Genomic DNA, 25728 nt, shown 5'->3' on the forward strand with positions numbered 1-25728 from the left:
ATTTACACTTGAGAGGAGTTGCATCTATGAAGGTATTTTTTGTTTTGGTAATAGCTTTTACCCTTACAGGTTGTGCAAATTTCGCAACTGGCCGCTACTCAATATCAACTGACAATGCTGTTGCGCTTCGCTCCTTAAGTGGAACACAAGTAAACGTCGGTAATTTTACGGATAAAGAAAATATTTCAGAAATCGCTTGCCACTTTCATGGCCCTGTTACGACACTGGATGGTGAAACGTTTGCTAGTTTTATCCAGAAAGCTTTCACAGATGAACTAAAGATGGCAGGTATTTATTCGAAGACAGCACCGGTAACAATTACTGGTAGATTAGATCGTATTGATTACTCAACTGCTTTTGGCAGCGAGTGGGAGCTGATGCTTACGCTAAATGCTTCAACTGGAAAATCAGTAACTGTCTCAGAAAATTATAAGTATACGGGTTCGGTTTTTGCCGCTCCAGGTGGTGAATGCGTTCAGGCTGCTTTAGCGTTTGTACCTGCTGTTCAAAATCTTATTGGAAAGATAATTGAACAGTTACCAGTACTTAACGCTAACAAGCCAAATTCATAAGATAATCAGGAAATATTATGAAGAGATGGTTACAGGAAGTCCCAGAACTTGCATCTCATCCGGTACTTGCAAAGGTGTATTCGGCACGTAAGAAAAGCGTCATCTATCCAGCACCTGAAAAAGTTTATTGTGCGTTGCAACTTACTGACTTTGATCGAGTGAGGGTGGTACTCTTCGGACAGGACCCATACCATGGAGCAGGGCAAGCACAAGGACTTGCTTTCTCGGTTCCCGATGGGCTGAAGGTGCCTCCTTCGCTGCGTAACATCCACAAAGAACTCGACAGGGATCTTGGTGTGACTTGCAACAGATCAAGCGATTTGTCCCACTGGGCAAAGCAAGGGGTGTTATTATTGAATACTGTTCTGACGGTGGAGGCAGGCAAGGCCAGAAGCCATCAAGGATGGGGTTGGGAAGAAGTTACTGATGCAATTATTCGTTCCTTGAATGTCCGCCGGGAGCATTTGGTCTTTCTCCTCTGGGGGAATGATGCGAAGAAGAAAATTTCCCTCATCGATATTGGGCGACACACCGTACTTTCTACTTCACATCCCTCCGGTTTTTCTGCTTACCGAGGATTCTTCGGCTGCGGACATTTCTCTCAAGTGAATAAGACACTCGTCGGTTTGGGGCAAGAGCCGATTTGCTGGTAGCATAAACTCAAAAATTTGATGGTGAAAACAGCATCGAATTACGTGTTGACCTTATCGTGCGGTAAGGGTTGTCGTCCACCGACTTGACCTTGCAGGTAATGCCACATGAAATTGACGTTGGAAAAAATCGTATCCGGCGGCCAGACCGGCGCCGATCGTGCCGGGCTTGATGCCGCCATGAAAGTCGGTCTCCCTGTCGGTGGCTATTGTCCCAAGGGGCGCCTGGCTGAAGACGGTACGGTGCCAGACCACTATCCACTCACTGAAATGACCAGGGGAGGCTACTCCGCCCGTACTGAACGTAACGTCATAGAATCTGACGGAACCCTGATTTTCAATATTGGCAAGCTGTCCGGGGGAACCCGGTTAACTCTTGAATGTGCCCGAAAGCACAACAAGCCTCATTTGGTTATCCAGTTAGATGCAGCCAGACCCAATGCGGCAACACTTGCGGAATGGCTCGACCAGAACAATATCCGGGTGCTGAACATCGCTGGCCCGCGGGAGAGCAAAACTCCCGGAGTGCATCAGATGGCAAGTCGCTTCTTGGATGAGTTTTTCCATAGTAGTGGCATGGAACCATGATCATAAACGCTCCCCAGTTCCTTTCGCTTGTCAGAAAGAATCTACGCGTGTCTATTGATGGGATTCACGGGATTCGCCACTGGGAGAGGGTTTATCGAATCGGCAGCGTTTTATCGAATCGGACCGGGGCAGATCTTCAGGTTGTGCAGGCATTCGCTTGGGTCCATGATGCTCGCCGCTACACAGACGGCAGTGATCCGGGGCACGGGAAAAGGGGGGCAATCTTTGCCCGTCAGATAAACGATCAATTCTTGCATCTTACTCATGACCAATTGAATATACTGTGCATTGCCTGCACAAGCCATTCAGGCGGAGATACAACAGAAGACCCAACTGTCGGAACTTGCTGGGATGCTGATCGGCTTGACCTGGCGCGTCTTTCAATCGAACCTGATGTGGGGATGCTGTCAACAGTCGCTGCACGTGACGAAGAGTTCATATGCTGGGCATGCAGTTTATCAGCGGAAGAAACTGAATCGCGCTATCTCTGACAACTACTATATATCGGAGTGCCCAATGCCTAAATATGGAAGAGGGTTAAATCGAGAAATTGTAGCGGCGGTCAATGCAGGGATGATCCTGGAGCCGTTCTCAATAAAAGATGTCCGAAAGCTGATCAAAGCAAAAAACTGGAAGCCTGAGCCAAGCGAGAACCACATCAACGTCACGCTTGCAAACGGTGCCAGTGACAGCCATAGCATCACCTACAAAAAATACTTCCTTTCTGTCGGTGACGGTCAGTATAAAGTCAATCCGCACTACAAGGGTAATGAATGGCTCTGAACATAACAGTTCAGGAGGTCAACGCTGCGTTCTGAACCCAGCTTTGAACGGCTTCCCGCTTCCGAAAGTCTGTCAATTCCCGTCGCCAGTGCATCATAGCGCAGTCATCGGAGCAATAGGATACAACCCGAATGCGCGGATCGTCTTCCTCGGTGATCCTCACATGAATCATGCCGTCCTTCTGCCGGGGTGAGGTACAGGCTTCACAATGTTGAACCGCCGGGCCATCGAGTCCGTCATCATTGCTGACTGTCAGGAACCGAGTGCCCGATACTTTGATGAAGGTGCGGTGCCAATAGGCATCTCCTTCGACAACCAGGATATTGCGTAGGTGATGGCATGACAATTCCTGGGTATAGCTTCTGTTACAAAAAGGGCAAGTCCCACGATCGAAGCGGTCGCTTATCCCGGAAATCATGGTCAGCACCCCAGGGGTGAGATCCTTATGATCACAGACAACGGGTTTGCCTTCGTGGTCCCAGAGAATCATGGCGACTCCTCTGTCTCCTGGTCAGGAGCGGATGGTATGCAAGAATCACCAACCGGCGGTGTCGGTGCCGTAGTGATTGCCAGAGGAATTTTCCTGGTGAAGCGTTTATGCTCCCGGCCACTGGCGGCATAGATGGCGCTGGTGCTGATGTCCTCATGGCGTAACGTATCCTGAACAGCCCGGATGTCCTTGGTGACATCGTATAGCATTGTGCCGCAGGTGTGCCGCAGAGCATGGCAGGAAACCCGTTTCCGTTTCAGGCCGGCTTTGCTCAGGTAACCGTCAATGACACTATTGAGGCCGATGCGCGATATCCGGCCCCTGCCTCGGCCATTCTTGCGTACGCTGAGAAACATTGGCGTAACGAACGCTTGCCGGTTATGGATGGTGGTTTCCTCGACGGTTACCTCACCCCTGGCCGCAAGGTAGGCCCGGATGGCGGCCACAGTATCTTCCCGGGGATAGATATAACCATCTTTGCGCTTGCCGTGGACCAGAATGCGCACACCACCCTCAACGTCTTCGATGTCTTCGACGTTGGCCCGTTTGATTTCGACACGGCGGAGCCCTTCGAGCAGCATAAGGGCTATGATGGCCCGGTCGCGCAATCCCTTGATGCTGCCCAGTTCGGGAAGGTGCATGATCAGCAGTTCCGCCTGGCCGGCGGTAAGGTGCTTTTGCTCAGATTTAGCTTCCCGTGCGACAGGGGGGCGAACATTTGCCGCCGGATTGATGGTGATCAACCCCCGGTTCATGGCGACCTGGTAAAATCGTCTGATGACGGTCAGCTTTACCGCGATTGACGATGCTTTCATGCCGGCCTGGATGAGTTCATGGCGAAAGCTCTCCACATCGGCCTGGGTCATGGCAGCCGGAGTGATGCCACGGGCGTTACACCAGCGGAGCCAATGGTTGAGGTGGGACGTGTAGGTTTTGATCGTGTCTTCGCGTGGATCACCCAGGGCAACTTCACGTTCCAGCCAGTTGCGTACTGCGGCTTCAAGATCCGCTGGCAGGTTGTCCGGAATCTGGCTGGAGATCAGTGCCGAATGGGGGCCACCGGTCGGGATGATATCATTATTCATGCGGATGCTCCGATTCGATGCTGGTAAGTGAAGTGTGCGCTACGGCGCTGACAAACCCGTTGATGAATGCCATGACTTCCCGAGGGGGGCCATGGTAGAGCGATACACTCGGCACCCGGTCTTGCCGTGGGCGTCGATATAGACGGTTGACGGTGAACCCGGTCCCGGTTCGCTCAACCTTCAAACCCGAGTCCCAGGATTTGAGCTGATTGTTGTTTGCTGAAATACACGCTTTGCTGAGTGCGCGTTCCGTGATCTTTGACAACCTGACCCCCCTTGTAAATTCCTGTCGAAGTGTGACGTAAAACCTGTCCGTTGCCCGGCTGTGATCAGAGACGAAATACCTATACATAATTGGGGAAATGTATAGTTATTCCCTTCTGAACTTATGTCCTCCATTTCGTATCGAAGCAGGACAAGAAATTGAATCGTTATCCACAGGTCCCGTTGAGAACCATCCATTATTCTGTGGAGAGGCAAGTGCATTCCACTGAGGTTCCGGTGGCTTCATCAAAATGAACAAAAAATAGGCTCATCCATAGTGACTCGTTTCCTGGTAACCTTTTCGGGTCTTCTCTCGGTAAAGACGGTTCGCCTCCTTGATGGCATCCTCGATATGGACATACCACTCCTCTTTACAGCGAACCCGATACCCGATCCTTCCCCAGGCCCTGAACAGCACGACATTAAATAGTCCCTGGCAAATCTCCAGGAAGTAAATACGTCGGCGATTCATCGCAGGGTTGATCAGGACGAGTTGGCACCGGCAATATCCGGTGAACCTCGAAGTGACTGGCATTAACGTCTCTGTGGTAGCAGGAATTTATTGCTTCTATTATGTATATCTATTGGGGGGGAAGGTGAGGAGGTGCTTTTCTTGAAAATATTTTGAACGGCGAGATTTCAGAGGCACACTGCGTCAACTACAATGGTTTGCTATCATAATATGACACCGGCTTTTATCTATTGGTAGAACACAATCTTTACAGAACCAAAGGTTTGAACCTGCTGTTTCAGCCTGTGAATAGGCCCAGAATGCTATCTTTTCGGTTGCTTCCTGGTTATGGAGAATACTGTGGGAGTCAAATTCATGAGCAAGCGACTTACCATACAGGTGGTTCCTTTTCTGCCAATTATTCAGATGACAAGGTGCGGCAAGAAAATCTCTCTTGCTCCTATTGCATGATGAATGGGCAAGAACAAAATTGTGTCCGAGGTCTAGCGGATAGCGTGATTCAATCTCGAACCAGTTTGTAATCTTTTACCAAACGATGGTAAGGATTTTCGGGAAATGTAGGAATGCTGGATCTCAAAATTAAAATCAAGCAATCAGTGAATCGAATTTGAGAACTGATCATGAAACATGATCATATATATTCGAGAAAAAATGGCCGAATTTTTCAATCCAAATTGAGAACCCACGGGGGGGAAAGATACAGCGTGTCTACTACCGGATTTTGGAGAAGATTGAGATTGGTGGCCAGTGACTCTATCACTGGCAAATCGTGCCCCAGCAGATTATGTCCGAGAACATAATCAACTCCGTCAGCGAAACTGTCCAACTCCTTCAGGGCAGTTTGGACATCGAAGCGCCCCTTCCGTTCCAAATTTCTGTCCGGAATACACTGCGCCGATGTGGTAGTGCTTGCTACCATCGGTTTCAAGACCTAGAAAGAGGCATCTATCGAGAAATACATTAGCTGTCAATCGTTCTCTGGTCAGTATTCCTTAGATCTATCATCTGGTCGGTAATTTTTGTAAAGGTTACATCATGGCAGATAAGAAATAGATGGTCGTACCAGTTATCGGTCATTGGATAGCCAAGCAACGAGTCATAATCGCAATTGATATTAAACCAAGCCATATTCTTTCATCGTGCCGTGGACCTCTCGAATCTCTCGGTTCAATTGGGAAATATATTCATTTGCAACTTGAGAAAATAAATCCTCGCCGACCTCCTCCAGTTTGATCTGGAACTCACCGGTTTTGATTCGGGTTAAAATCTTATTGAAAGCACTCTTAACCTCGTTCGGTTTGTCCTCAGACATTGGAATTCTGATCACCTCACCTTCGGATTCAATCTTGATAACAAACTTTTCTTCTAGGTTCTCAACAGTTGCTCTAACTGTTTCCATAGATATTTCCTCTTTCTCCAAATGCTTTTTCTCCGCCTTCAAGGGTTTTCATGCTGACCAATTTCCAATCAAGCTGATCACCAACATCGTTCGGATTCACCAGATGGTTCGCGAAGGGGTTGCCGATATAGGTTTTATACCCTGCTTGCCCGTGACACCGGTAAATAGAACTGTAAGGAAGGGTCCGTACTGCAATATTCGCATCGTGCGTTGATATAAATACCTTCTTGCTTGACCGTGCGCGTTCTTTAATCAATGGCACAATAACATCGTTAATATATTCATTCCCCAGGCTTCTCTCTGGTTCATCCAAAATGTATATCTCTTTGTCGTCCCCCAACTCTTTCTGTAGCATTACCATTGAGGACTCACCACTCGACGGGGAATAAGGATGGCCTTCAAGCGCAAAGTATCTTTTAAAAAGAAGCAATTCGTAAACTGTATTTATGCCTTCTACGTCCTCAATTTCATTTAGTTCAGAAATAGACTGAAACAGGTCGTCAGCATAGGCTTGAGTAAGGATCTTTCTGGTACAATTGACGAACTTCTTCTGTGTACCCTTTTTAACACCAGTCAAACTAGACAGAGCGCCATCCGTAATAGCTCCATTTTGAAATATAAACTCCGTTCGAGACTCCAAGTCCCCCTTGCTTGAGCCAAGACTACCAACATGCTCAATCTGCATTGGAATCAATGAGTCTACGCTCTTAACAATCTCGGCAGCGTAGACTTCAATATTAAGGCGATTATTTGCGTAGTCACGAAAACCAGTTGTTATCGGTTTGGCTGGTGCCCCCGTTTTTCTCTCCACCTCTCTACGGAACGACTTTATCGCTGAGTTCAGTAGGCTAATCTTTTTCCAACCTGAAAAATTTGTCCACTCCCGATTGCGCAGACGCTCCAACAGCTCTGTCAAGATGCGAGTTACTTCCGAAAGCTCCTTTTCGTCGAGCTCTTTCTTAACAGCAGGGTTTTTAGCCAGAAAGTCCAAAAATTTTGAAGTTTTTTCTACGGCTTCATTAAATTCGAGAAACTCACGTTTAGCGCCGCTCTCTTCCTCAGGCTCAATGTCCTTAAGGAGAATCTTCTTCGCGTTTTTATTGGTGCTCTTCGCCTTGAAGTAGTCCACATATTTGCTGAGGGCAGTAATGGCAACCTCACCAGCGCCCCTCAGTGCTTCAATCTCGTCAGAGCAGTAGTTGATGCCATGCGTATTAAGATTGATTGCCACATCTTTACCTTTGATATTAAAAATTTCATCTAGTCGATCACTTGCTGATTCATAGACTCTTGCATCGATACCGTTCTCCGAGTAGTGCTTGGCAATGGCTTTCAGAATGCATGATTTGCCAGTTCCTTTCGGACCAAAAATAACATTAATGTCATTGAATGCCTTGATGTTCATAGTCGTGCCATCGCTAAAAGGACGTAGAACGAGGTCCTCTGACGTCTTCCTATCCAGCACTGTATTGATGGTCGTCGGATCTTTTTTGAGTAGCAGACAAAAATGTTCAAAACTATCGACGGGAAGTCTAAGATCTGGCAGGTCACATGAAATTTCTTCGTACTTAGACCAGTCTTGGATATCGGAACCGTAAATTGAAGAGTGCCCATGTGATATGAAGATGCCTGCCGAAATCGAGTTGGTCACTTCTTTGATCACACATTCCGGGTTCTTGGTTTCCGTCAGTAGTTTTTCAAGTACATCATACGATAGACTTGGATTCTTCTTGTAATGGGCAACGTATAGTGGATTGAAGACATCAAAACTTTCCAAAACCTTATCAATTGTTATCGTGAAGCTGTCAGGACTTGAATCGTTGGTCAGTGCTTGTACTGCTGCAGAAAATTTCAATACCGATTTTGGTGAAACGATGACAAGTAGGTGGCCTCTCGATCCACCTTCAACGACATCAAGTTCGATTCCTGGCCAAACTTGCGCGTCCTCACCCAAACGAGTTTTGATCTCGTTGTACTGGTCTAGGTCGAAAACATTGTGATTGGTGATTGCAATAATTCTAACCTCCGTAGACAGAACGGTTTCGCAGAAATCTGATGGAGAAATTTCTCTCGTGGGCGCATCACCTGACTTACATTTTTTAGTGTGCGAATGTATGTCTATCTTCATGATTGGATTCCCTATGCAAAGATATCTATCTCAAATTTATTCTGCGAAACATCAACACCCAGCCATCACATCATCAAGATTCCGAGCCTTGATATACTTCGCCGGATTTTCACCTACAGCCAAAGCCATAAAATGCGCTTCGCCGCATCTGATCTTTGCACTTTCCTTATCGCGAAGATCATCTGTAAAGAGGCTGCTCTTGGTTTCGACAACGAAATACAGCCGTTCCACGCCGTCCTTTTCGATCAGCACGGCCCAATCGGGGTTGTAACTGCCCAGCGGAGTCGGCACCTTGAACCAGCCCGGAAGTTTGGCATAGACCTTTACCGCTTCGTTCTTCTCCATCTGTTCGGCAAAGGTTTTCTCAACACCGGAAGAATCATAAACGACATGCTCATACACCGACTTTTCCGTCTCAAGCATGTTCTTCAGATAGCCGGTCAACTCTTCCTGCTCGAACAGCTCCTGAGCGTAGTAGTGCTCATCCCCCAGACGCTGGTAACGGATGCCGTCCACTAGGGCCAAACGCTTGGTTCGATTGATCGTCTCCGAAGTCAGTTCAATAAATTGCTGCGGGTTCCGCTTGAAATCATTCAACCGGCCGCTATCGGTAAGAATCTGTACAATGCTGCGCCGGGTCAGCTGGGTCTTGTCCTGAAGATCCGACAGCAGATCCGGCAATTCAATATCGTGCTCATCGATGGTGATGGGGGCAGAAACCGAGGTCTCCTGTGCATCGATGCCTGATTTGCCGATGGCAAGCTCAGCTTTGCGCCATTGCAGGCGGGTCTTGGCTATTGGCGGACAGTCTCTGATTGCCTCGGCGCATTTGGTGAGCAATGCGTCGTTGTCGAAGTGTACCCTGTAGGTGGTTTTATGCTTGATCCGGTTCCAGAGTGCCTTGAACTCTTCACTGTTCAACACCGCCTGCCGGGTCTTGACCGGTGTGCGCTCATCGGCGTTCTTGATTTCCAGCCTGCCGGAGAGTTTGCGCAAGACTTCCTTCACCTGCGGCAAGTGAGCCTTGAACTCATCCGGCAGCGTGAGGGTGCCGTCCTTGAGGGCCTTCCTGAGGCTGTCCTGAACCTTGCCCTTGTGGTCTACAAAACCAGCCTGTTTCAGGTGACTCCAGATCGCCTCGGACTGTTCCACTCCCAGCGGGGTCACTTTACCCGTCGGGTCGGTCACCGATATTGCCGCGAACTGGTGTTTTTCTACAATACCGAATCGGATGCCGGTATCATCTTCAATCTCTTTCTGCAGATTGTCCGCAAACTGCTGATAACTCTCGGTGGCAATGACCGTCAGGGTATTAAGGTCGAAGCCTCGCAGCCGCTCACCCTGCTGATTTACGCAAAGACGCAGACCCCGGCCGATGGTCTGGCGGCGCTCCCGTTCGGTCCCGATCTCACGCAGGGTGCAAATCTGGAACACGTTGGGGTTATCCCATCCCTCGCGCAGGGCGGAGTGTGAAAAGATGAATTTGAGCTTGGTCTCAAAATCCAGCAGCTTTTCCTTCTCCTTCATGATCAGGTTATAGGCGCGTTCGGCGTTGTCCCGGCTCCCTTGGTTGTTTTCGGCGGTCTCCGTCCAGGCACCTTTCTTGTCTATGGAGAAATAGCCGTTATGCACATCGCCTGCCTCGGTCTCCAGATCCACATCATTGAAGAGGGTCTGGTAGTCAGGGTGTTTGATGAGCCGGCGGTACTCCTCCTCGAATATCAGGGCGTACTTCCCTTTCACCTGGTTACCGTCGGCGTCGTATTTACGGTAATGCTCGACGCTGTCGATGAAGAACAGGGAGAGCACCTTAACCCCACGGGTCTTGAGCCGCAGTTCTTTGTCCAGGTGTTCCTTGATGGTGCGCCGGATCATCTGGCGTTTGAGCGCATCCTCGTCCACACCGCCGATTGCCTGCCCCGGCTTCAACCATTCCTCACCACCCGGAACCCGTATCTCCACCAGTTCCTGGCCCTTGGCGCAGCGGATCTCGCCGATGCTGCAGTTCGCATAGATGGCGCGATTGGTCACAAACTCAAGGGCATCACCGTCCTGCACGTTGACTTCCGCACGGCTTACCTGTCCGCCACGCTGTACGTCCAGTTCCACCCTGGCGGTTATGCTGCCCCGTTTGTTGGAAACCGACAGCAGACGCACGAAAGCCTTGTTGTTGCCACCTTCAACGCTGGCCGAGGCGACCTCAATCTGTTTCACAAGTTTCTGTTCATAAGCATCCACGGCGTCCAGGCGGTACAGCATGTGATGCTTGTCCACATGGGTTGCCGAATACCGCAAGGTGCAGAGCGGATTCATGGCCCCCAGAGCCTCCTTGCCCCGACCTTCCAGACCACCATCAACACTCTGCGGCTCATCAACGATGATGATTGGCGATGTCGCTCGGATCAGATCAATAGGTTTTTCCCCGCCGGTCTTCTCGCTATCCTTGTAGAGATTGTTGACATCCTTCTTGTTGATGGCGCCAACCGTCACCACCATGATCTGTACGTTGGGGCTGGTGGCGAAGTTCCGGACTTGACCCAGCTTGGAGGAATCATACTGGAAGAATTCGTATCCCTTGGCGGCGGGATACAGTCCCTCAAAATGATCCCTGGTGATCTCCAGGGTCTTGTTGGTTCCCTCCTTGATCGCTACCGAGGGGACCACAATCACGAACTTGGTGAACCCGTAGCGTTTGTTCAGCTCGAAAATCGTCCGCAAATAGACATAGGTCTTGCCGGTGCCGGTCTCCATCTCTACGGTAAAATCTCCCGAAGAAAGGGAATCCGATGGCCTCAAGCCGTTGCGAAGCTGGATATCACGAAGGTTGGCGAGCAATTCGTCTTCAAGAAGCTGCAGACGGTTGCCGATCCCCAGGTCGTTCTGAGCAAAGGCCAGCAGGTGTTGTTCGCCGGTGCCGCTGGTAACAGTGAACTCGGTACGACAGATTTCCTGGCCACGAAACAGGTCGGCAACCGCCTCAATGGCGGCATGCTGGTAGTCAAGATTCGGTTCAAAGTGGAGTTTCATATTGATAACCTCACAGGCTCCTCACATCATCAAGGCCTTGCTGCTGGAGGATGGCGGTGAGGTTCGTCTTGGCCACGTCGTCGGCAAAGGCGCTGTCCCTGAAGACCAGTCGGGTATCCACGGCAGGTTTGAGCTCGTTGTGCCATGCCACGATTCCCTGAGCCAACGGCTCAATGGCATCGCGATCGATGGTGTCCGACAGGCACACCAGTAATGCTCCAGCACCAATGCTGTGCACGGTTTTACCGGCAATCGGTTTCTGTTCAATGGGAACAGTCAGGTCGAGGCCCAGTTTCAGGAGCAGTTCGTAAAGGATGTCCTGTTCGGAACGACCGGAAACAATATGCTCCGCGTGATCAAGGAGGGTTTGCTCCAGGTCGTCACGGTTTGGCTCCCAGGCTCGAATGTTGGAAGAATCAAGCTTGAATACGCGGAAACCGAGGTCCCCAGCAAAAAGAGTGTTATCGTCTTTGACTTTTTTAGCGGCTCGTCTTAGGCGTTCTTTTGTTAGTTCGGCAATTGTGCGAGGCTTGCCGATCTGGTCGCAGAAATTGGCGGCGGTTTTCTGATCTTTGTTTTCCGGGTCGAGAGGTTCGGGCAGTTGGACAAGTACGTAGCGGCGATTTCCACCGTCTGCTGAATTTTGAGCCATGACGGCGTGTCCAGTAGTTCCAGAACCTGCAAAAAAATCTACAACTATTTCGTTATTACCAGGGTTTGTTATTGATTGGATGAGTGTCTTTAGCAATCGAGTCGGTTTGACAGTGTCAAAACCATGATCGTTACCAAGGATCTCGTTTAGCTCTGCTTTCCCAGCTTCTGAAGTTGATGACCAGTCTGATTCCATGAAGCAGTAAAAAGGATCATGTTCAGCACCCTCTTCGTCCTCATAATAACGTTTAAAAGGTGTTCCATCCCGAAATTCAAGATAACCTTCTATATTTAAACGTTTAATTTCTTCTTCTCCTCCTTGCCAACGTTGACCGTCGGGAGGAGCATATCCATCAATTTCAAAAGACATTGTATTCCTAAAATTAGCCCCTCTATTGGATTTCAGAATTGTCGTCAACCGATACTTACGACCGTTGATTTCATGAGGGTAACTTCGCACACCCCCAGTATATAGAGGTTGAAATTTGCCCTCTTTATCGCTTTTTTGATAAATAACAACATACTCTGTTTCGCCTTGAGGCCGGTATTTAGCTTCGCCAATATTGACTGGCTTTACCCGAGCTTTCCATGTCACATTACCAACAAAATTTTCTTCTCCAAATATTTCATCACACAACCGCAAAACATGTGCTAATTCACGATAATTTATTGAAATAAAGAGAACTCCATCTTCGCTTAATAGATTTCTTGCCAGTTTCAATCGTGGATACACCATATTCAGCCAATCCGTGTGAAAGCGGCCGCTGGCTTCGGTATTACTACTGATCTTTGCGCCCCCCTCTACTTGGCCAGTTAATTCCAAATAGTTCTTTATGTTGTCCTGGAAGTTGTCTGGATACACAAAATCATTGCCTGTGTTGTAGGGCGGGTCGATGTAGATCAGCTTTACCTTGCCGGCATAGCTCTTCTGCAGGAGCTTTAGCACTTCCAGGTTATCACCTTCAATCATCAGGTTCTGTGTGGTATCCCAATCCACACTCTCTTCCGGGCTAGGGCGAAGAGTTCCTGTTGACGGAGTAAGCGCCAATTGCCGAGCACGACGTTTTCCATGCCAGTTCAGACCGTATTTCTCTTCTCGTTCATCTATGTCGCCACCAAGAAGCTGTTTCAAGGTGTCAAAATCAATTTTCCCCTCGGTGAGAGCTTCGGGGAAAAGAGCTTTCAGTTGGTCGATATTATCCGCGACGACATCAGCGGACTGGCCGTTCAATTTTTCCATGAATTAAACTCCTGAATCTCTGTGATCTTACCGATAGCGTTATAACGAGGGCACGCGAAGCCTCGAAGGACGCGAAAAATCTTGTTGATTCTGGTTTTCCCTTCGCGATATTCGCGTCTTCGCGTGAGTCCACAGTCATAAGGCTTTCCTTGCGATTTCAACCAATGCACGTAATTCCTTAATTTCCAAATTCAACTCCACCCGCCGCCCCATCTGTTTCTCCTTCGCGGCAGCATTCCTCAATGAAGTTATCCTGGCCTCCAAATCGCAGCACTTCTTCACTGCCTCCAGTCGGGCAATTGCCGCCTCTTTAGAGATGGCTTGACAGAATGTCCCGCTTATCAGTGACGCTTGTAGTGCGACAAGGGTATCAATCCATCCCTGATACAGCTGTAATAGACTGGCTCTCGGCTGATGACTCAGCGCCAGTGCATCCAGAAACTGCCTACCCACTGCTGTTGACAGGAAAGGATTACCTGAAACAGCCACCTCAACGCTATCGCCATCCAGAACAAATTTATCCGCCTCATTCTGCGCCCGGCGTTTATGCGTCAGTGAGAGGACGATTTGATCCCCCTGCACCAAGATAAGAAACAGCGGGTATGGTATAGCGCGATGGAACAATTCAGCCAGACGGCCAGCTTTGGCATCAGGCCGCAGTACGACAGACAACACGGCAATTTCCAGATACTCCTGAACGTCGTCACAATATTCCGGCACGCCGATGGTGTTCGGTTTCAGCGCCGCCAGCCAGTGAATTTCCTCAATGCCGTCGTTGATTCGGCGCTTGTCGGCGGCGGTCGGCGCGCCATTCTCCACCAGCATCTTTTTCGGCACTCGCTGGTTTACCAGCGCGCTATCGGGGAGCCCCAATGCACCAATGAAATCATCAGGAATCATGATGCAACCATTAAACTTGCCCACCCAGTGACAAACATTTCTCTCATCGTATCTATCGGGGACGGAAGCTTATCAATGCAAGTCAATCCAAGATAGGTTGCAGCGCGGGTAGTACCGACATACAAATACTTATCAAATAGTTGAGGGTGCAAAGTAGCAAGCTTGTCGATATCTACGAAAAACACTACCTCGAACTCAAGGCCCTTAATGTGTTGCACATCAAAAACCCTAACGTTGCTCTCCTGCCCGACAGTCTGCCCTTCCTTGCATGCTGTTACGGGAATATTGCTCTCGGCAAGCTTTTCGTGTAACGCTTCTGCAACACGCGAGACATCATTCTCGCTATTAACAAATATTGCTATAGATGGCAGCTGACCAACAAAACACTCGATCTCCTTGATCCGCTCAGCCAACCAACTAACCACTTTTTCATCGTCGGCAAACTCAAGAAGCGCAGGTGCTACACCGTTATTATCGACATGTTTCGGCAAGGTAACTGTCTGCTCCTCGCCATGCACTGTTCTGATAATTCCACGTGCAAACTCGTTAAGTTGCTTGCTTTGTCGATACGCAACCGTTATCTCCCGCACCTCGAAGTCCGGCATAACCCATTTTAATTCGTCAATTGTTGTTGTTCCCCACGTAGTCAACCGCTGGTGGAAGTCGCCGCATGCAAAAAATGACCGCAATTGAGGATGAGCCAAGGTAGACATGCACCCAAGCTGCAGCGGAGAAAAATCTGTAACCTCGTCAACCAAAACCTGATTTCGGTACAGATCAAGCGTCGGCCTGAGAGATGTCCATGGTTGATTATTGATATTCCGTTGTACATTGGGGCGCTTGAGTATGTCAGTTGATGCCCGGAGAATGCTCAGCAATAGCAGATCCAGTTCTAGAGGATGAAGGTCTCGTGATTCAAAAGCTTCCTTCTGATACCAAATGCCTTCCTCTTGGCGGATTCTCCTGAACGTTCGATACCGTTTGGGGATTCCATCGATGTATCGTTTAACAGGGTTTACAAAACGTCGTGCACTCGCCTGTAACAAGAGACTTGTTCCTACTTCAACTCTATTCGATTCGGGCAAGATGCGATCGCCAAGCCAATCGATAATTTTCCCGTAACGAGTTGTCTTGCCCAGTGATCGTTTTGAAGCTACAGACCGAGCGTGGGCTCTAACCGCTTGCATGTATGTTGAAAGTGCGGCGGCTCTTCCCGTGCGCGGTGAAGATGTATCGTCTTCCTCATCAACTTCAAGATCATCCTGATCATCAGTATCCACGACTTGAGCCTGTTGTAGCCCGTCAAGAAAACGTGCAAATTCGTCCAGAAAGCTTCTATCGTGATTTAGTTGATAGTTCAGGGCGGCTTTGATCTTTTTGTCGGAATCTTCCTTCAAATTTCCAACCAACTCCTGTATTTGCGGAATCAATCCTGCCAATGACTCAAAAGTTGAGACCAGTCCATTCTTCTCCATTTCTGTAAGAATACGTGAAACCTTACCTTCAAGGTTTTGGGCAGTTTTTATATCCGACTGAGCAAGAAACCTCGCTGAATCAACCAATGAATCCATGAAAGATATTTTTTGCCAGGAATTGAAATCTTCATACCACTCGATAGGCCGCCCGAGAGAATCATTACCTAGGCTTCCAATTGCGTCTTTAAGTACAAAAGTGCCACCGCCGGAAGCAGTCCTGAGCACTCCAAAGGAATTTCTGGCCAACTCTCGCCTATACTCATACCAAGTTCTAATACGCAAATCCGAAGCAGGAACCCCTTCTCTGGCAAAGGCCTCTTTCAGATACTGCTTCAGCAATTCTGTCGGCGTGAACATAAGCCATGAGTCACGGTGCGACAAGACACTACCAACATTTTCCACCAGACGTTTTTCGCTGTCGTCCAAGAATGCAGAATCGAGCTTTTGGCCCAAGCGTCTTATGAGAGTTGTTGTCTTTCCAGTTCCCGGTGGGCCGAAGATGAATAGTCTATTGTCAAGCGGCAGACGAAAAATTTCATCTTGGTATCGATCAAGAATTGGTTGATCCCTGAGCCCCATTTTTGTAATAACGCTACGTCGTATGCCGTCTATAATATTTCCTTTTTGATTCTCCTCCGCAAGGATTTGTTCCAACAAATCATCTGTAAATTCTTCGCGACCCGCTGCATCCAGCAATAGCCTCAGAGACTCAATGGTAATTGGTCCAATTTGCTCTGTTTCAACGATGGTACCACGTGAATCCCATCCATCATGCTCCAAACGGGGATGAAGGCGTGAGCGCTCTAATACCTCAACTACCGTGCCGTTTGGCAGTTTAAATTCTTCCCCAACTTCCAGGGAACCTAATCGGCCAATAGGTGCTAAGTAACTAGCAAGATTCGGAATGCCTGAAACCGCCGTAGTACGGCAAATATAGTAAGCCTTCTTTCCTCCAGCCCGATCTGCAACCATTATTCGTGCAATTGCCGGCTCCGAGCTCAATACTTTATAACTCTCTCGGTTAGCACTACTTATCTGGTCAAGCCTCTCAGTAGAGTTTGAGGTCATTGTATTTATGCTCGCGAAAGCGTTGGTGCCAGCAACTGCACCCTCATTAAGCTTTGATTTCGCAAGTGATGATATTCTTTCGAAATTTTCCAGTACCTCACCAGCAAGTGGCTTTATATCGGTCTGTTGCTCAACCATTCTGCCCTCCTCCATATCGCAAATCATCCAAAATCACCAAGTATGCAACTACCTCAAAATCGTTGATCCCCGCAAACTCCCCTTTGATAGCATGGGTACCACCAGGCGAAAAAAGACTGGCAACGGCCCGCTCTTCGCTCTTGCCGACAACCGAGGCGACTGAAGCGCTCAGCAGACGTTGTGCATGGCGCATATCTTCGCCTTGCTTGGTGGACTTATCGAATCGGGCACAAGCAGCGGCATCGGGCAGGTCACGTCCAAGAGAGAGCCGCTTGAGACGATCAAGGATGCGTTTGGCTTGTGTGTAGGGCAACAGCACGGCACCATTGTCACCGACATGCACCAGGTAATGGGGCGCCATAGGATAACCGGACTCCGTAACCTTAGTGGCGGCAATCCCCTCTGCACGCAGACAGAAGATAACGCCCGGCGCAATCTCCGCCTCGGTGGTCGTGGTAACGGCGCTGGTCCCCAACGGGAGTTTTTCAAGCTTGCCGGGATAGGCCTTGAGATACTGCGCCAGGTCAATCCGGAAGTCGGTCAACGTCAAATCGGTTATGGAAACGCCGGTGGAGAGGTCTTCCAGGTCAATCACGGCATCCTGCAACTTCAGGAGCTGCTTGCGGCGATATTCCAGATCGTTCATCTGGTTGCCGGACTGCTGCTCGATCAGGTTTTCCTCACCGGTGGCCGAGATGTCCAGCAGCACCATACGCCCACTTACCCGCTGTTCCAGGTTAATGTATTCCTCCAGCTCCATATTGGGCCAGAAATTAACGAGCTGGATGCGGTCGTTGGGCGAACCGATGCGGTCGATGCGGCCGAAGCGCTGAATGATCCGCACCGGGTTCCAGTGGATGTCATAGTTGACGAGCCAATCGCAATCCTGCAGGTTCTGTCCTTCGGAAATGCAGTCGGTGGCGATCAGCAGGTCCAGTTCCCCCTCATGGGCCAGTTCTGCTGGACGCTCTTTCGAACGGGGTGAAAATGCCGTCAGAATCGACGCCAGATCTTTACGAAGGCCGGGAAGTGTGGCCTGGTTGCGTCCGGCGCCGGTTACAAGGGCGGTATCGATGTCGAGTGTCTCTTTCGCCCAAGCCGCCAGTTGCTCGTATAGGTACATGGCTGTATCGGCAAAGGCCGTGAAGACAATCAGCTTATGGTTGCCGGGATTACTCGGGTGTTGGCATTTGTGAGTGATTACCTCCATCAATGCGGCCAGTTTGGCGTCACGGGAGGCGCATACCTGTGTAGCTGCGGCGTGCAAGGTCGCCAGACGGTTACGGTCCTCGATCAGGTCCTGTTTCCAGCGAATCAGGTCCACATCCCCCAGCAGCACCTTGACTTTACGTCCCACCAGAAGGCTCTCGAAGGCTGGATCGTCAATATCCACGTCGGAGATATTGATTTCTTCGATTTCATCGGCATGAGCTTCGATCCGGGCCAACGTGGCTTCTACGTCTTCCAGTTGCCGATGTACGGTGAGGGCAAAGGATGAGACTGCGCTCTCCATACGCTTTAGCACATTGACCCGCAACAAGTGGATCAAACTCTCTTCACGGTCAACCTGACGGAAGTAACCCTCGCCGCCACGAATCTGGGTGCTGTATTTGGCATCGTAGGCAGCCTGTTTATGGGGGAGCACATATCGGAGAGGGGCATAGGCAGCAAGGTTGAGCCGGCGGATTTCTAGGTTGATCTCGCGGATAGAGCGGAATTCGCCGGCCCGATCCACATCCGGCTTGATGTTGATCGGCTTGAGGCGTTCCGGAAAACGACCGGTCTCGCTTATGCCATAGTATTTCTCGATATGCTTGCGTGAACGGGCAATGGTGAGTTGATCAAGCAAGGTAAAGTAGTCGAAACCAAGCATCTCGATGAGGCGTGCGGGCGTTTTCTCCGCTTCTTCCAGATCTAGCCAGCGGTTGAACTGCTTTTGCGCCAGCCGGGTGGTGCTGTCGATACTGGTAATGCCGTAATCAAGCAGGGCCGTATCGTCACCCTCGGTAGCAAAGGCGATCTGGTTGCGCAGATCGGCCAGCCGGTTATTGACTGGCGTGGCGGTCAGCATGAGCACCCTGGTCTTGACCCCTTCCTTGATGATCCTACGCATCAGGCGATCGTAGCGGGTCTCCTCCCCCTGGCGCGGGGTTCGCTTGTTGCGGAAGTTGTGCGATTCGTCGATGACCACCAGGTCGTAATTGCCCCAGTTGACATGGGTCAGGTCGATATCGCCGGATGAACCGCCATCGCGGGAGAGGTCGGTGTGGTTGAGGACGTCGTAGTTGAAGCGGTCGGCAGCCAGAATGTTACGCCGGTCATTGGCCTTGTAAATGGTCCAGTTATCCCGCAAACGTTTGGGACAAAGCACAAGGACGCGGTCGTTGCGGAGCTCGTGATACTTGATGATGGCCAGCGCCTCGAAAGTTTTTCCCAGTCCGACGCTATCGGCGATGATGCAACCGCCGAAGCGGTTGAGCTTGTCGATGGCGCCGACCACACCGTCACGCTGAAACTTGAAGAGCTTCTTCCAGACTATTGTATTGCGGATGCCAGTGGCGGCTTTGACGATACTATCCTCGTCAAGCTCTTCACCGCGGTCCTTGAACAGGTGATGGAGGATCAGGGTGTAGATGGTGAAAGGCTCACGATGGGAAGCCAGGTCATGGAGTGAAGCAATGAGGGCGTTTTTTGCATCAGGTGTTGCCGGCAGGCTTTTCCACAGAGCTTTGAACCAGGAACCAAGCATGGCAGATTCTTCGGGACCTTCGGCGCATTGAATCAGGCTGAATTGGTTACCCGGTGTCAGGCCAAGTCCATCGGTGGTGAATGGACAATTACCTGTGATGATCTTTTGAGTAGCGGACTCAGGCTCGCCTGCAATAATTGTTGACTGGGGAAGGTATGTCGGTGCGCCTCGAACTTCAGCTTTCTTCTGTATCCACTCACTGCAATGACGCGCCAGCCAGCGAGTCTGCAGATGGTTACGGAACGGGCGGTCGGACTCGGAACCAAGCATGCCAAGATCGACTCCTTCAGTAGCCGGAATCACCAGGCGACACCGCTCAATTTTTTCGAAAAGAGCACTAACTTCTGCGTACGCAAAGAGGGAAAAAGCCGACGAAGCGATATCAAGACTAGACCGTGGCACCAAACATGTGCGCAATTCATCAACCACTCGATCATTTCCAGTGTTCTTGATAAGCTTCATTTAGATGCGATCCTTGAATTTATTGGATATCTTTGGGAGATAAAAATGAAGCCGCCTGTCAGCACGTGAGAAGACAATGCGGCTTCAGTTCGAACGATATGTTCTGAAGGGCGCAGAGCCCATCTCCTTACCCTCCAAATGCATGAAATTACGCCATGTTAATATCTCTTTTCGCCTCAAAAGTCAATTTGAGACAACCATGCTCTCTGTCCGAACAGGACAGGGGGGCGCAACATGCTGATATGTTTGAAAATAGATGTGGTTTTTGATTGACAATTCATTTCAGGCTGATCAAACTTAACCTGAAATATTTGTGTACATTGACCGTCGAGAAAGGAGGGAGGCCGTGATGACAAGAAAAATTGCAGCAATTGTTATTGCGGTTGCAGGAACTGTTCTCCCGTGCCTGCTTGCGGGAGCGATGGTGGGGATTGTTTTCAGATCTAACTTCTGGATCTGGACACTTGGATTGGCGGCTATTTCGTTTCCCTGGATGCTCATGAACCGAGTACATACCCGATTCTACCGTGGGGCTCTCATCGGAAAATCTTTGAGTAAAAACATAAAGTATGCATATACAAGCACCGAATATTATCCCAAAACGTCTCTCTTCAGCAATTCATGGTGGAATTGGTATTGGGTTTTTTTCAGAAGACATTTCTGACAACTGAAGTGATAGCTTACGAAGGGGCATAGGAATACTCCCATGCCCCTTTTATTTTGAGGAGTTCATCACGATGTATTTCAACCCCGCCGACAAATGGGGCAATGATGGCATACGGAGATGATTGGTAAAAATAGACATTCGTGCCTTCTGCCTGCTCCAAATGCTCAAGCACCGCCACCGAAAGACTGATAATACTGTTTGAAATCCTCAAATCAGCCCCGTGTTCCTGAACTTGTAGTGAAATTGCCGCTTCACGAGCGTCTGTCAGAGTAAAAGTATCTGCCACCAAAACGATTATACCGTCTGATACCAAGAGAATCTTGTCCAACACGAATTACCTCCTCGGGCCTTTGTAGGGCTGTGGGCCACCACCTTTTGGCAATGGAGAATTCTTGCTCTGATGCTGAAGGATTCTCCCAGTTCTTTGCAAATCCCTCTCAACACGAGTTTCAGCCGTCCTGGCGGCCTGTTCAGTCATGCGTGTCTCAGCTTCACGTTTAGCGGCGCTCTTTTCCATTGAAGAAGTCAAAGGTTTGGCAACAGTAGCGGCATCTCCTATGAGACCAGATGCTTCGTGCAGCGCTCCCCTTCCAACAGCTATCGTTGTTGCTACAGTTCCCGCGTCAATTGACCGCCCTTCAACAAAATCACTGCTTGCAGCGCTACCTGCATAATTCTGTACTGAGCTGACAGATGTACCGACAGTTTGTCTCGACGAATAATCCGCTTTCACCCCGCCATCAGCACGAATACTCCCAGTAATTCCACCTCCCGACCTGGTACTGACAACCGCCGCTCCCTGCTGTGAGGACTGAACAAATTGATCCTCGGTAATCTCCGAGCGCTGCCCGGCAATAAGATTCCCGCTCTTATCCATTTTCCCCTGCACCTGCGAATAGTGCAGATTGCCGTCCTTGTCCTTGGCGTACATCAGCACATTGCCGTCGAGGCCGTTGGAGAACGAGCCTCCCACAACCTCCATCTTGCCGGTCTTATCGTTCTTGGCGTAGTACCAGTCGCCATTGACTATCATTTGCTTGCCGCCGGCCTGGATCATGTACGAACCTGACTTCCGGGTCACGTTCAGCGACTGGTTCTCGTAGCCGGTCTTGATGAAATCCCCGACGGTCTTGCGTAATCCCTTGTCGACGGTTGATACATTCCGATCCAGCCGCTCCACGTCGGTACCGGTCCGGCTCTGACCGAGATCGAACTTCTGCACCCGCCCGCCCTGATCGACGCTGAATGATGCGAGATTGCCGTTGCGGTCGTAATCCGCCTTGTAGTCGAACGCCTGTCCGGATAGCCTTGCTACATGGGCGGCGGCACTCTGGAAACCGGCCGCCCTGAGCTGCTTCTGCAGATCGAGCGACTTGGCCCTGTCCCCCTTTGCAACGGTACCGGCTTCTGAGGAGTTCACGACGCCGCCATCCATGCCGACATTGACGACGCTCTTGCCGTCGGCGGTCGTGAAGGTGATGTTCTGTCCCTCCATCGCCTTCTGCATCTCGGCAAAGCCCCGTTCGGTCAGGTGACCGTCCCGGTACATTTCAGGATCGCTGGCAAGGTGCGGGGCAATCTTGCCGGCCATCTGGTCAGCCGCAGCGTGGACCAGTTGGTTGCGGGCGATCCGCCCCGACACGTCATTACCGATGAGCTGCTGGTAGTTGTCGTATCCTCCCCCTGCGTAGATACCCTGGATCTTGCCGCCGGTCTCGGTCGCAACGACACGGCCAGCTTCCGTTCCTGCTGCAACCGGCCCGCCTAACTGATTCGAGAGTCCGGAAACCTCCGAAGCCTGCTTCCCCTGATTGAACAGCGAATTCATTTGCATCAGGTGCGCCGGGGAGATCCCGTAGGAGTCGGCAATCGTTCTCACGGCATCGGCATTGGCGTAATCGCCCAGAGCAGATATCTCAGAGCGAAGCGAATTGAACTCACGCCAACTGCCGCGGAAGCCGAGCGACCTGGCAGCGGCATAGGCGCCCATTTCCCCCTGAAGCTGACCGACACTCTTGTCCATGTTGGCGGTCAGGAACCCGGCATAATTGTCGCCGGAGCCAAAGACATTGGCTAGGCTCCGGTCATTGGCAACCCCCATCCGGGCGAATGCATTGGTATCACCGCCATAGCTGTTGCCGACCACATCCCGGACCGCAGCCAACTTGTCCAGCCCCAACCGGCCATCGAACGATTTCAGGTCATAGGACGAGGATAGGCCGTTCTCCCGCATGGCCCTGCCGGCGCCTCCGAAACCGATTGTCCGGCCCAACTCACTGTCGGCAGTCATCCGGCTGGAGAACTCCATCCCGAAATCCCGGATCATATCGCTCGCCGCCGTGGTCTTGGCCGACATGCCGACCAGCGACTGCGCCTGTCTCGCCTGAAAACTGTGCTCGTTGCTCCAGGCCTGGGTCGGCATGGCCGTCACGTTGCGTTGCATGGCCGACGCCCGGCCAGCCGGGTCCTCTACTTCATGGGCCGCCCGGCTCCCTGCCGACTGCACCTGGCTCCCCAGACTGCCGGCCATCATCGCCATGGCATGACCGCCGAACCGGATCAGCATCCCGGTAATGACCGTGGCCAGCATCATGCCGCTCATGCGGAGCGTGCCGAACATGCCGAGGATCTTCACGGTCTGGTCAGGAAAGAAGTAGAGCGCATCCATGCCAAGCTTGTTCTGGCGCACCGTCTCGTAGGCCTGGTTGGCGTAATCCACGGCGAACTGGTGCACGATGGCGTCGGTCACTCCCCAGGCGGTGAGCCAGATGAAAAAACCGGCGATGATCCCCACCGCCTTGCCGATCAGCGGCGTGGGAATGAAGAGCGCCAGGAACGGCAACAGCCCGACAGCAATAGCCGTAAGCGCCGCCTTCAGGATCGGCAGCCATTCGTTGGCCGCCTTCATGGCGCCGGAGGCGTTCAACAGGAACTGGTAGTTGGTTGCCCCGGTAGCATTGCCGCTGCGGAAGATCTCTTCCAGCCGCTGGGAGATGTAGGCCTGCCTCAGGAAGTCATCAATACTCGCCGCCCCGAGTCCGGTCCCGCTGTTCACGTTGTTCAGGACCGTCTTGCATTGGGTCACGGCGGCGGCATCGGTCACGTCATAACCGAGGTTGGTGCAGACCGAGTAGATGTTTTTCGTTAGACTTGCCGGAGTGAGTGCCGACTTGATGTTGGTCCAGGCGTCGGTACAGGTGAGCGTCTGCCCCTGCGGGTTGGCGGCATTGTAGTAGACCGTCCAGATGGCCGGGTTGATCGCCTTGTCCAGGGAGCTGACAAAGTTGGTGGTCGTTTTCCGGAGTTCATCCACCGTGAGGTTGGCGTTGGGGTTCATCAGGGCATAGGAGACGCAGTCCCTGACGTAGCGCCGCAGGGAAGCGTCAAGATTGCTGTCCACCGCCGACAGGGGGATACTGGTGAGCTGGGCCAGCCCCAGAAAACCCTTCCCGCCCGCCTGGCTCTGGTAGTTCAAGGGATCTCCGGCAGTGGTGACGATATCCACCAACCCCCGCTCGATCTTGTTCAGAATACCGGCCACGGCCACCACACCGTCAGGAATCCCGCCCACCGCCTGATTCTTGTTGTAGACCGGATCATAAACATGGATCGTCCCCTTCGGAACCACCAGGGCCAGATAGACCATGATGCCGATCAGAGTCGGCACGATCCAGGTCGTGACCGAACCGCTGCCGGTGCCCAGGAGCCTGGCGAACACCGTCACGCCGCCGAAGAACAGGCCGGCGGTGATGACCACAAAATAGAGCGACTTGTAGGCGTTGTCCCCGAAGATCAGGGCCAGTTTGCCGAAGGCGTTCACCACGGCGTCATGACCTCCCCAGACATAGAACTCCATGTCCAGGGCCAGCGCCAAGGTCGGGATCAGCACCAGCAGAAGCGCCAGTCCCAGCCTAGATACGGTCCGAATCCACATGCACGACTCCCGCGGCAATAAGTTTACGGTTGCGCAACCATGCGGCGAACATGGCGGCAATGGGGATAACAATGAACACCGCCGTCGAAAACAGGACGAAGTAGGCGGAGATGAGGAAGATCCCCTTGAAACCCTGCACCCAGTAATAGACCTTGGCGACGGTTGCAGGCGTGGTTTTGGCGTCATAGAGCTTGGCCACGGCCCAGAGCACGTTGTTGTCGGAGAAGATCTTGAAGTAGAGAAAATGGAAGGCGATGAAGACCACCACCGCCTTGACGATCGCGCCAAAGACCATGCCACCCAGGAGGTTCAGCACCATGGCCCGGGTGTACTCGCCGATGAAACAGGTGGAGGCCTTGGCCATGAAGATGGCGTACCCCAGCGAGAACCCCAGCGCCAGCAGGAAAGCGCTGAACTTGTCGAACAGGGTCGGCGACGGGTCGCCGAACATGGGGATGTACTGCTCGATCACCCCGATGGCGATGGGGGTGAGGAGTGCCGAGACGCACCCCGAGGCGAAGGAACTCCGGAATCCCACTTCCATGAACTCCAGTCGCTGCTTGGTGGTCAGAAAGCGGGACTTGATCATGCAGCCGCCCAGTTCGTTGGCGAAGTTCTGATCGATATACGAGATCGCCTCCAGAAGACCCCGCGGGTGGATCTCGTTACTCGGTGGCGCCGGAACGATATCCGGTGTGCTGTGACCATCCTTCGACACGCCCTCTCCTATCCCGTGAATGACCTGGCCAGGTTCATCATCCCGCCTCCATAGGCGACGATGGCCGCCAGCAGCAGGCAGATGGCCGCCAGGGTCGGATTGCGCTGCCGCACCCCAACCCAGAAGGCAGACACAACCAGGGCGACGAAGAAGCAGCGCCCCCAGAAGCCATAGAGGATCGTGGCGAACAGCTTCTGCCAGAAGCCGGTGTATTCGGCCGGCCCCATGTAGTGCAGCGGGTTGAGTTTTTCGATGGGCACGGCAATCC

19 protein-coding genes are annotated in these 25728 nt (G+C 51.3%); 5 read left to right on the forward strand and 14 right to left on the reverse strand.

Annotation, left to right across the window (positions count from 1 at the left end; genetic code table 11):
* Positions 1-26: 26 nt before the first annotated feature.
* The 4 genes from PPRO_RS20685 (at position 27) to PPRO_RS21135 (ending at position 2593) form a co-directional block, all read left to right on the forward strand.
* Complete coding sequence (locus PPRO_RS20685; protein ID WP_157039902.1) at positions 27-572, forward strand: hypothetical protein; 546 nt, start codon at positions 27-29, stop codon at positions 570-572.
* Positions 573-589: 17 nt separating this feature from the next.
* Positions 590-1225 (forward strand): uracil-DNA glycosylase, encoded by a 636-nt coding sequence (gene ung, locus PPRO_RS01085; protein ID WP_011734174.1) that lies wholly within the window; start codon positions 590-592, stop codon positions 1223-1225.
* A 105-nt stretch (positions 1226-1330) separates the two neighbouring features.
* Positions 1331-1810, forward strand: a complete 480-nt coding sequence (locus tag PPRO_RS01090) for a putative molybdenum carrier protein (RefSeq protein ID WP_011734175.1) — start codon at positions 1331-1333, stop codon at positions 1808-1810.
* 351 nt (positions 1811-2161) lie between these two features.
* On the forward strand, positions 2162-2593 hold the full coding sequence (locus PPRO_RS21135; RefSeq protein ID WP_232286673.1) for a hypothetical protein: 432 nt from the start codon (positions 2162-2164) through the stop codon (positions 2591-2593).
* A gap of 10 nt (positions 2594-2603) precedes the next feature.
* On the opposite strand, the gene PPRO_RS01100 is transcribed toward PPRO_RS21135, so the two are convergent.
* The 10 genes from PPRO_RS01100 to PPRO_RS01145 all read right to left on the reverse strand — a co-directional run bounded on the left by PPRO_RS01100 (position 2604) and on the right by PPRO_RS01145 (position 20141).
* Positions 2604-3083 carry a hypothetical protein gene (locus tag PPRO_RS01100; protein ID WP_011734178.1) on the reverse strand — a complete coding sequence of 160 codons (480 nt, stop codon included), beginning with the start codon at positions 3081-3083 and terminating at the stop codon, positions 2604-2606.
* The gene (locus tag PPRO_RS01105) at positions 3080-4168 is read right to left on the reverse strand and encodes a tyrosine-type recombinase/integrase (protein WP_011734179.1); all 1089 of its coding nucleotides are present in this window, start codon (positions 4166-4168) and stop codon (positions 3080-3082) included. Before PPRO_RS01105 ends, PPRO_RS01100 begins: the two co-directional genes overlap by 4 nt.
* A gap of 532 nt (positions 4169-4700) precedes the next feature.
* Positions 4701-4967 carry a WGR domain-containing protein gene (locus PPRO_RS21770; RefSeq protein WP_011734181.1) on the reverse strand — a complete coding sequence of 89 codons (267 nt, stop codon included), beginning with the start codon at positions 4965-4967 and terminating at the stop codon, positions 4701-4703.
* A 1051-nt stretch (positions 4968-6018) separates the two neighbouring features.
* The gene (locus PPRO_RS01115; RefSeq protein WP_011734183.1) at positions 6019-6303 is read right to left on the reverse strand and encodes a hypothetical protein; all 285 of its coding nucleotides are present in this window, start codon (positions 6301-6303) and stop codon (positions 6019-6021) included.
* Positions 6290-8431, reverse strand: coding sequence for a hypothetical protein (locus PPRO_RS01120; protein WP_011734184.1), 2142 nt, complete (start codon positions 8429-8431; stop codon positions 6290-6292). The genes PPRO_RS01115 and PPRO_RS01120 overlap by 14 nt, the downstream gene beginning before the upstream one ends.
* A 51-nt stretch (positions 8432-8482) precedes the next feature.
* Positions 8483-11458, reverse strand: a complete 2976-nt coding sequence (locus PPRO_RS01125) for a type III restriction-modification system endonuclease (RefSeq protein WP_011734185.1) — start codon at positions 11456-11458, stop codon at positions 8483-8485.
* Positions 11459-11468: 10 nt separating this feature from the next.
* Complete coding sequence (locus PPRO_RS01130; protein WP_011734186.1) at positions 11469-13349, reverse strand: site-specific DNA-methyltransferase; 1881 nt, start codon at positions 13347-13349, stop codon at positions 11469-11471.
* 135 nt (positions 13350-13484) lie between these two features.
* Positions 13485-14249 carry a DUF4391 domain-containing protein gene (locus PPRO_RS01135; RefSeq protein ID WP_011734187.1) on the reverse strand — a complete coding sequence of 255 codons (765 nt, stop codon included), beginning with the start codon at positions 14247-14249 and terminating at the stop codon, positions 13485-13487.
* Positions 14246-16930, reverse strand: a complete 2685-nt coding sequence (locus tag PPRO_RS01140) for an ATP-binding domain-containing protein (RefSeq protein WP_011734188.1) — start codon at positions 16928-16930, stop codon at positions 14246-14248. Before PPRO_RS01140 ends, PPRO_RS01135 begins: the two co-directional genes overlap by 4 nt.
* Complete coding sequence (locus PPRO_RS01145) at positions 16923-20141, reverse strand: helicase-related protein (RefSeq protein WP_011734189.1); 3219 nt, start codon at positions 20139-20141, stop codon at positions 16923-16925. Before PPRO_RS01145 ends, PPRO_RS01140 begins: the two co-directional genes overlap by 8 nt.
* Before the next feature lie 349 nt (positions 20142-20490).
* Between PPRO_RS01145 and PPRO_RS20695 the strand changes: the two genes are divergently transcribed.
* On the forward strand, positions 20491-20805 hold the full coding sequence (locus PPRO_RS20695; protein ID WP_157039903.1) for a hypothetical protein: 315 nt from the start codon (positions 20491-20493) through the stop codon (positions 20803-20805).
* Positions 20806-20821: 16 nt separating this feature from the next.
* Here PPRO_RS20695 and PPRO_RS01150 read toward each other — a convergent pair whose 3' ends face one another.
* From PPRO_RS01150 to PPRO_RS01165, 4 genes are read right to left on the reverse strand one after another with little or no spacing between them, the layout of a single operon-like run.
* On the reverse strand, positions 20822-21139 hold the full coding sequence (locus PPRO_RS01150) for a hypothetical protein (RefSeq protein WP_011734191.1): 318 nt from the start codon (positions 21137-21139) through the stop codon (positions 20822-20824).
* A 3-nt stretch (positions 21140-21142) separates the two neighbouring features.
* A complete protein-coding gene (locus tag PPRO_RS01155) occupies positions 21143-24742 on the reverse strand; it encodes a conjugal transfer protein TraG N-terminal domain-containing protein (RefSeq protein ID WP_011734192.1) in 3600 nt (1199 codons plus the stop codon).
* A complete protein-coding gene (locus PPRO_RS01160) occupies positions 24720-25460 on the reverse strand; it encodes a hypothetical protein (RefSeq protein ID WP_011734193.1) in 741 nt (246 codons plus the stop codon). The genes PPRO_RS01155 and PPRO_RS01160 overlap by 23 nt, the downstream gene beginning before the upstream one ends.
* 8 nt (positions 25461-25468) lie before the next feature.
* Positions 25469-25720, reverse strand: coding sequence for a hypothetical protein (locus tag PPRO_RS01165; protein WP_011734194.1), 252 nt, complete (start codon positions 25718-25720; stop codon positions 25469-25471).
* Positions 25721-25728 lie beyond the last annotated feature (8 nt).

This window comes from Pelobacter propionicus DSM 2379, from assembly GCF_000015045.1.
GTDB lineage: Bacteria > Desulfobacterota > Desulfuromonadia > Geobacterales > Pseudopelobacteraceae > Pseudopelobacter > Pseudopelobacter propionicus.

What these genes read in the sequence shown, in the direction of transcription:
- PPRO_RS20685 (WP_157039902.1), top strand. Translation starts at nt 27, where the DNA reads ATGAAGGTATTTTTTGTTTTGGTAATAGCTTTTACCCTTACAGGTTGT.
- ung (WP_011734174.1), top strand. Translation starts at nt 590, where the DNA reads ATGAAGAGATGGTTACAGGAAGTCCCAGAACTTGCATCTCATCCGGTA.
- PPRO_RS01090 (WP_011734175.1), top strand. Translation starts at nt 1,331, where the DNA reads ATGAAATTGACGTTGGAAAAAATCGTATCCGGCGGCCAGACCGGCGCC.
- PPRO_RS21135 (WP_232286673.1), top strand. Translation starts at nt 2,162, where the DNA reads ATGCTGATCGGCTTGACCTGGCGCGTCTTTCAATCGAACCTGATGTGG.
- PPRO_RS01100 (WP_011734178.1), bottom strand. Translation starts at nt 3,083, where the DNA reads ATGATTCTCTGGGACCACGAAGGCAAACCCGTTGTCTGTGATCATAAG.
- PPRO_RS01105 (WP_011734179.1), bottom strand. Translation starts at nt 4,168, where the DNA reads ATGAATAATGATATCATCCCGACCGGTGGCCCCCATTCGGCACTGATC.
- PPRO_RS21770 (WP_011734181.1), bottom strand. Translation starts at nt 4,967, where the DNA reads ATGCCAGTCACTTCGAGGTTCACCGGATATTGCCGGTGCCAACTCGTC.
- PPRO_RS01115 (WP_011734183.1), bottom strand. Translation starts at nt 6,303, where the DNA reads ATGGAAACAGTTAGAGCAACTGTTGAGAACCTAGAAGAAAAGTTTGTT.
- PPRO_RS01120 (WP_011734184.1), bottom strand. Translation starts at nt 8,431, where the DNA reads ATGAAGATAGACATACATTCGCACACTAAAAAATGTAAGTCAGGTGAT.
- PPRO_RS01125 (WP_011734185.1), bottom strand. Translation starts at nt 11,458, where the DNA reads ATGAAACTCCACTTTGAACCGAATCTTGACTACCAGCATGCCGCCATT.
- PPRO_RS01130 (WP_011734186.1), bottom strand. Translation starts at nt 13,349, where the DNA reads ATGGAAAAATTGAACGGCCAGTCCGCTGATGTCGTCGCGGATAATATC.
- PPRO_RS01135 (WP_011734187.1), bottom strand. Translation starts at nt 14,249, where the DNA reads ATGATTCCTGATGATTTCATTGGTGCATTGGGGCTCCCCGATAGCGCG.
- PPRO_RS01140 (WP_011734188.1), bottom strand. Translation starts at nt 16,930, where the DNA reads ATGGTTGAGCAACAGACCGATATAAAGCCACTTGCTGGTGAGGTACTG.
- PPRO_RS01145 (WP_011734189.1), bottom strand. Translation starts at nt 20,141, where the DNA reads ATGAAGCTTATCAAGAACACTGGAAATGATCGAGTGGTTGATGAATTG.
- PPRO_RS20695 (WP_157039903.1), top strand. Translation starts at nt 20,491, where the DNA reads ATGACAAGAAAAATTGCAGCAATTGTTATTGCGGTTGCAGGAACTGTT.
- PPRO_RS01155 (WP_011734192.1), bottom strand. Translation starts at nt 24,742, where the DNA reads ATGTGGATTCGGACCGTATCTAGGCTGGGACTGGCGCTTCTGCTGGTG.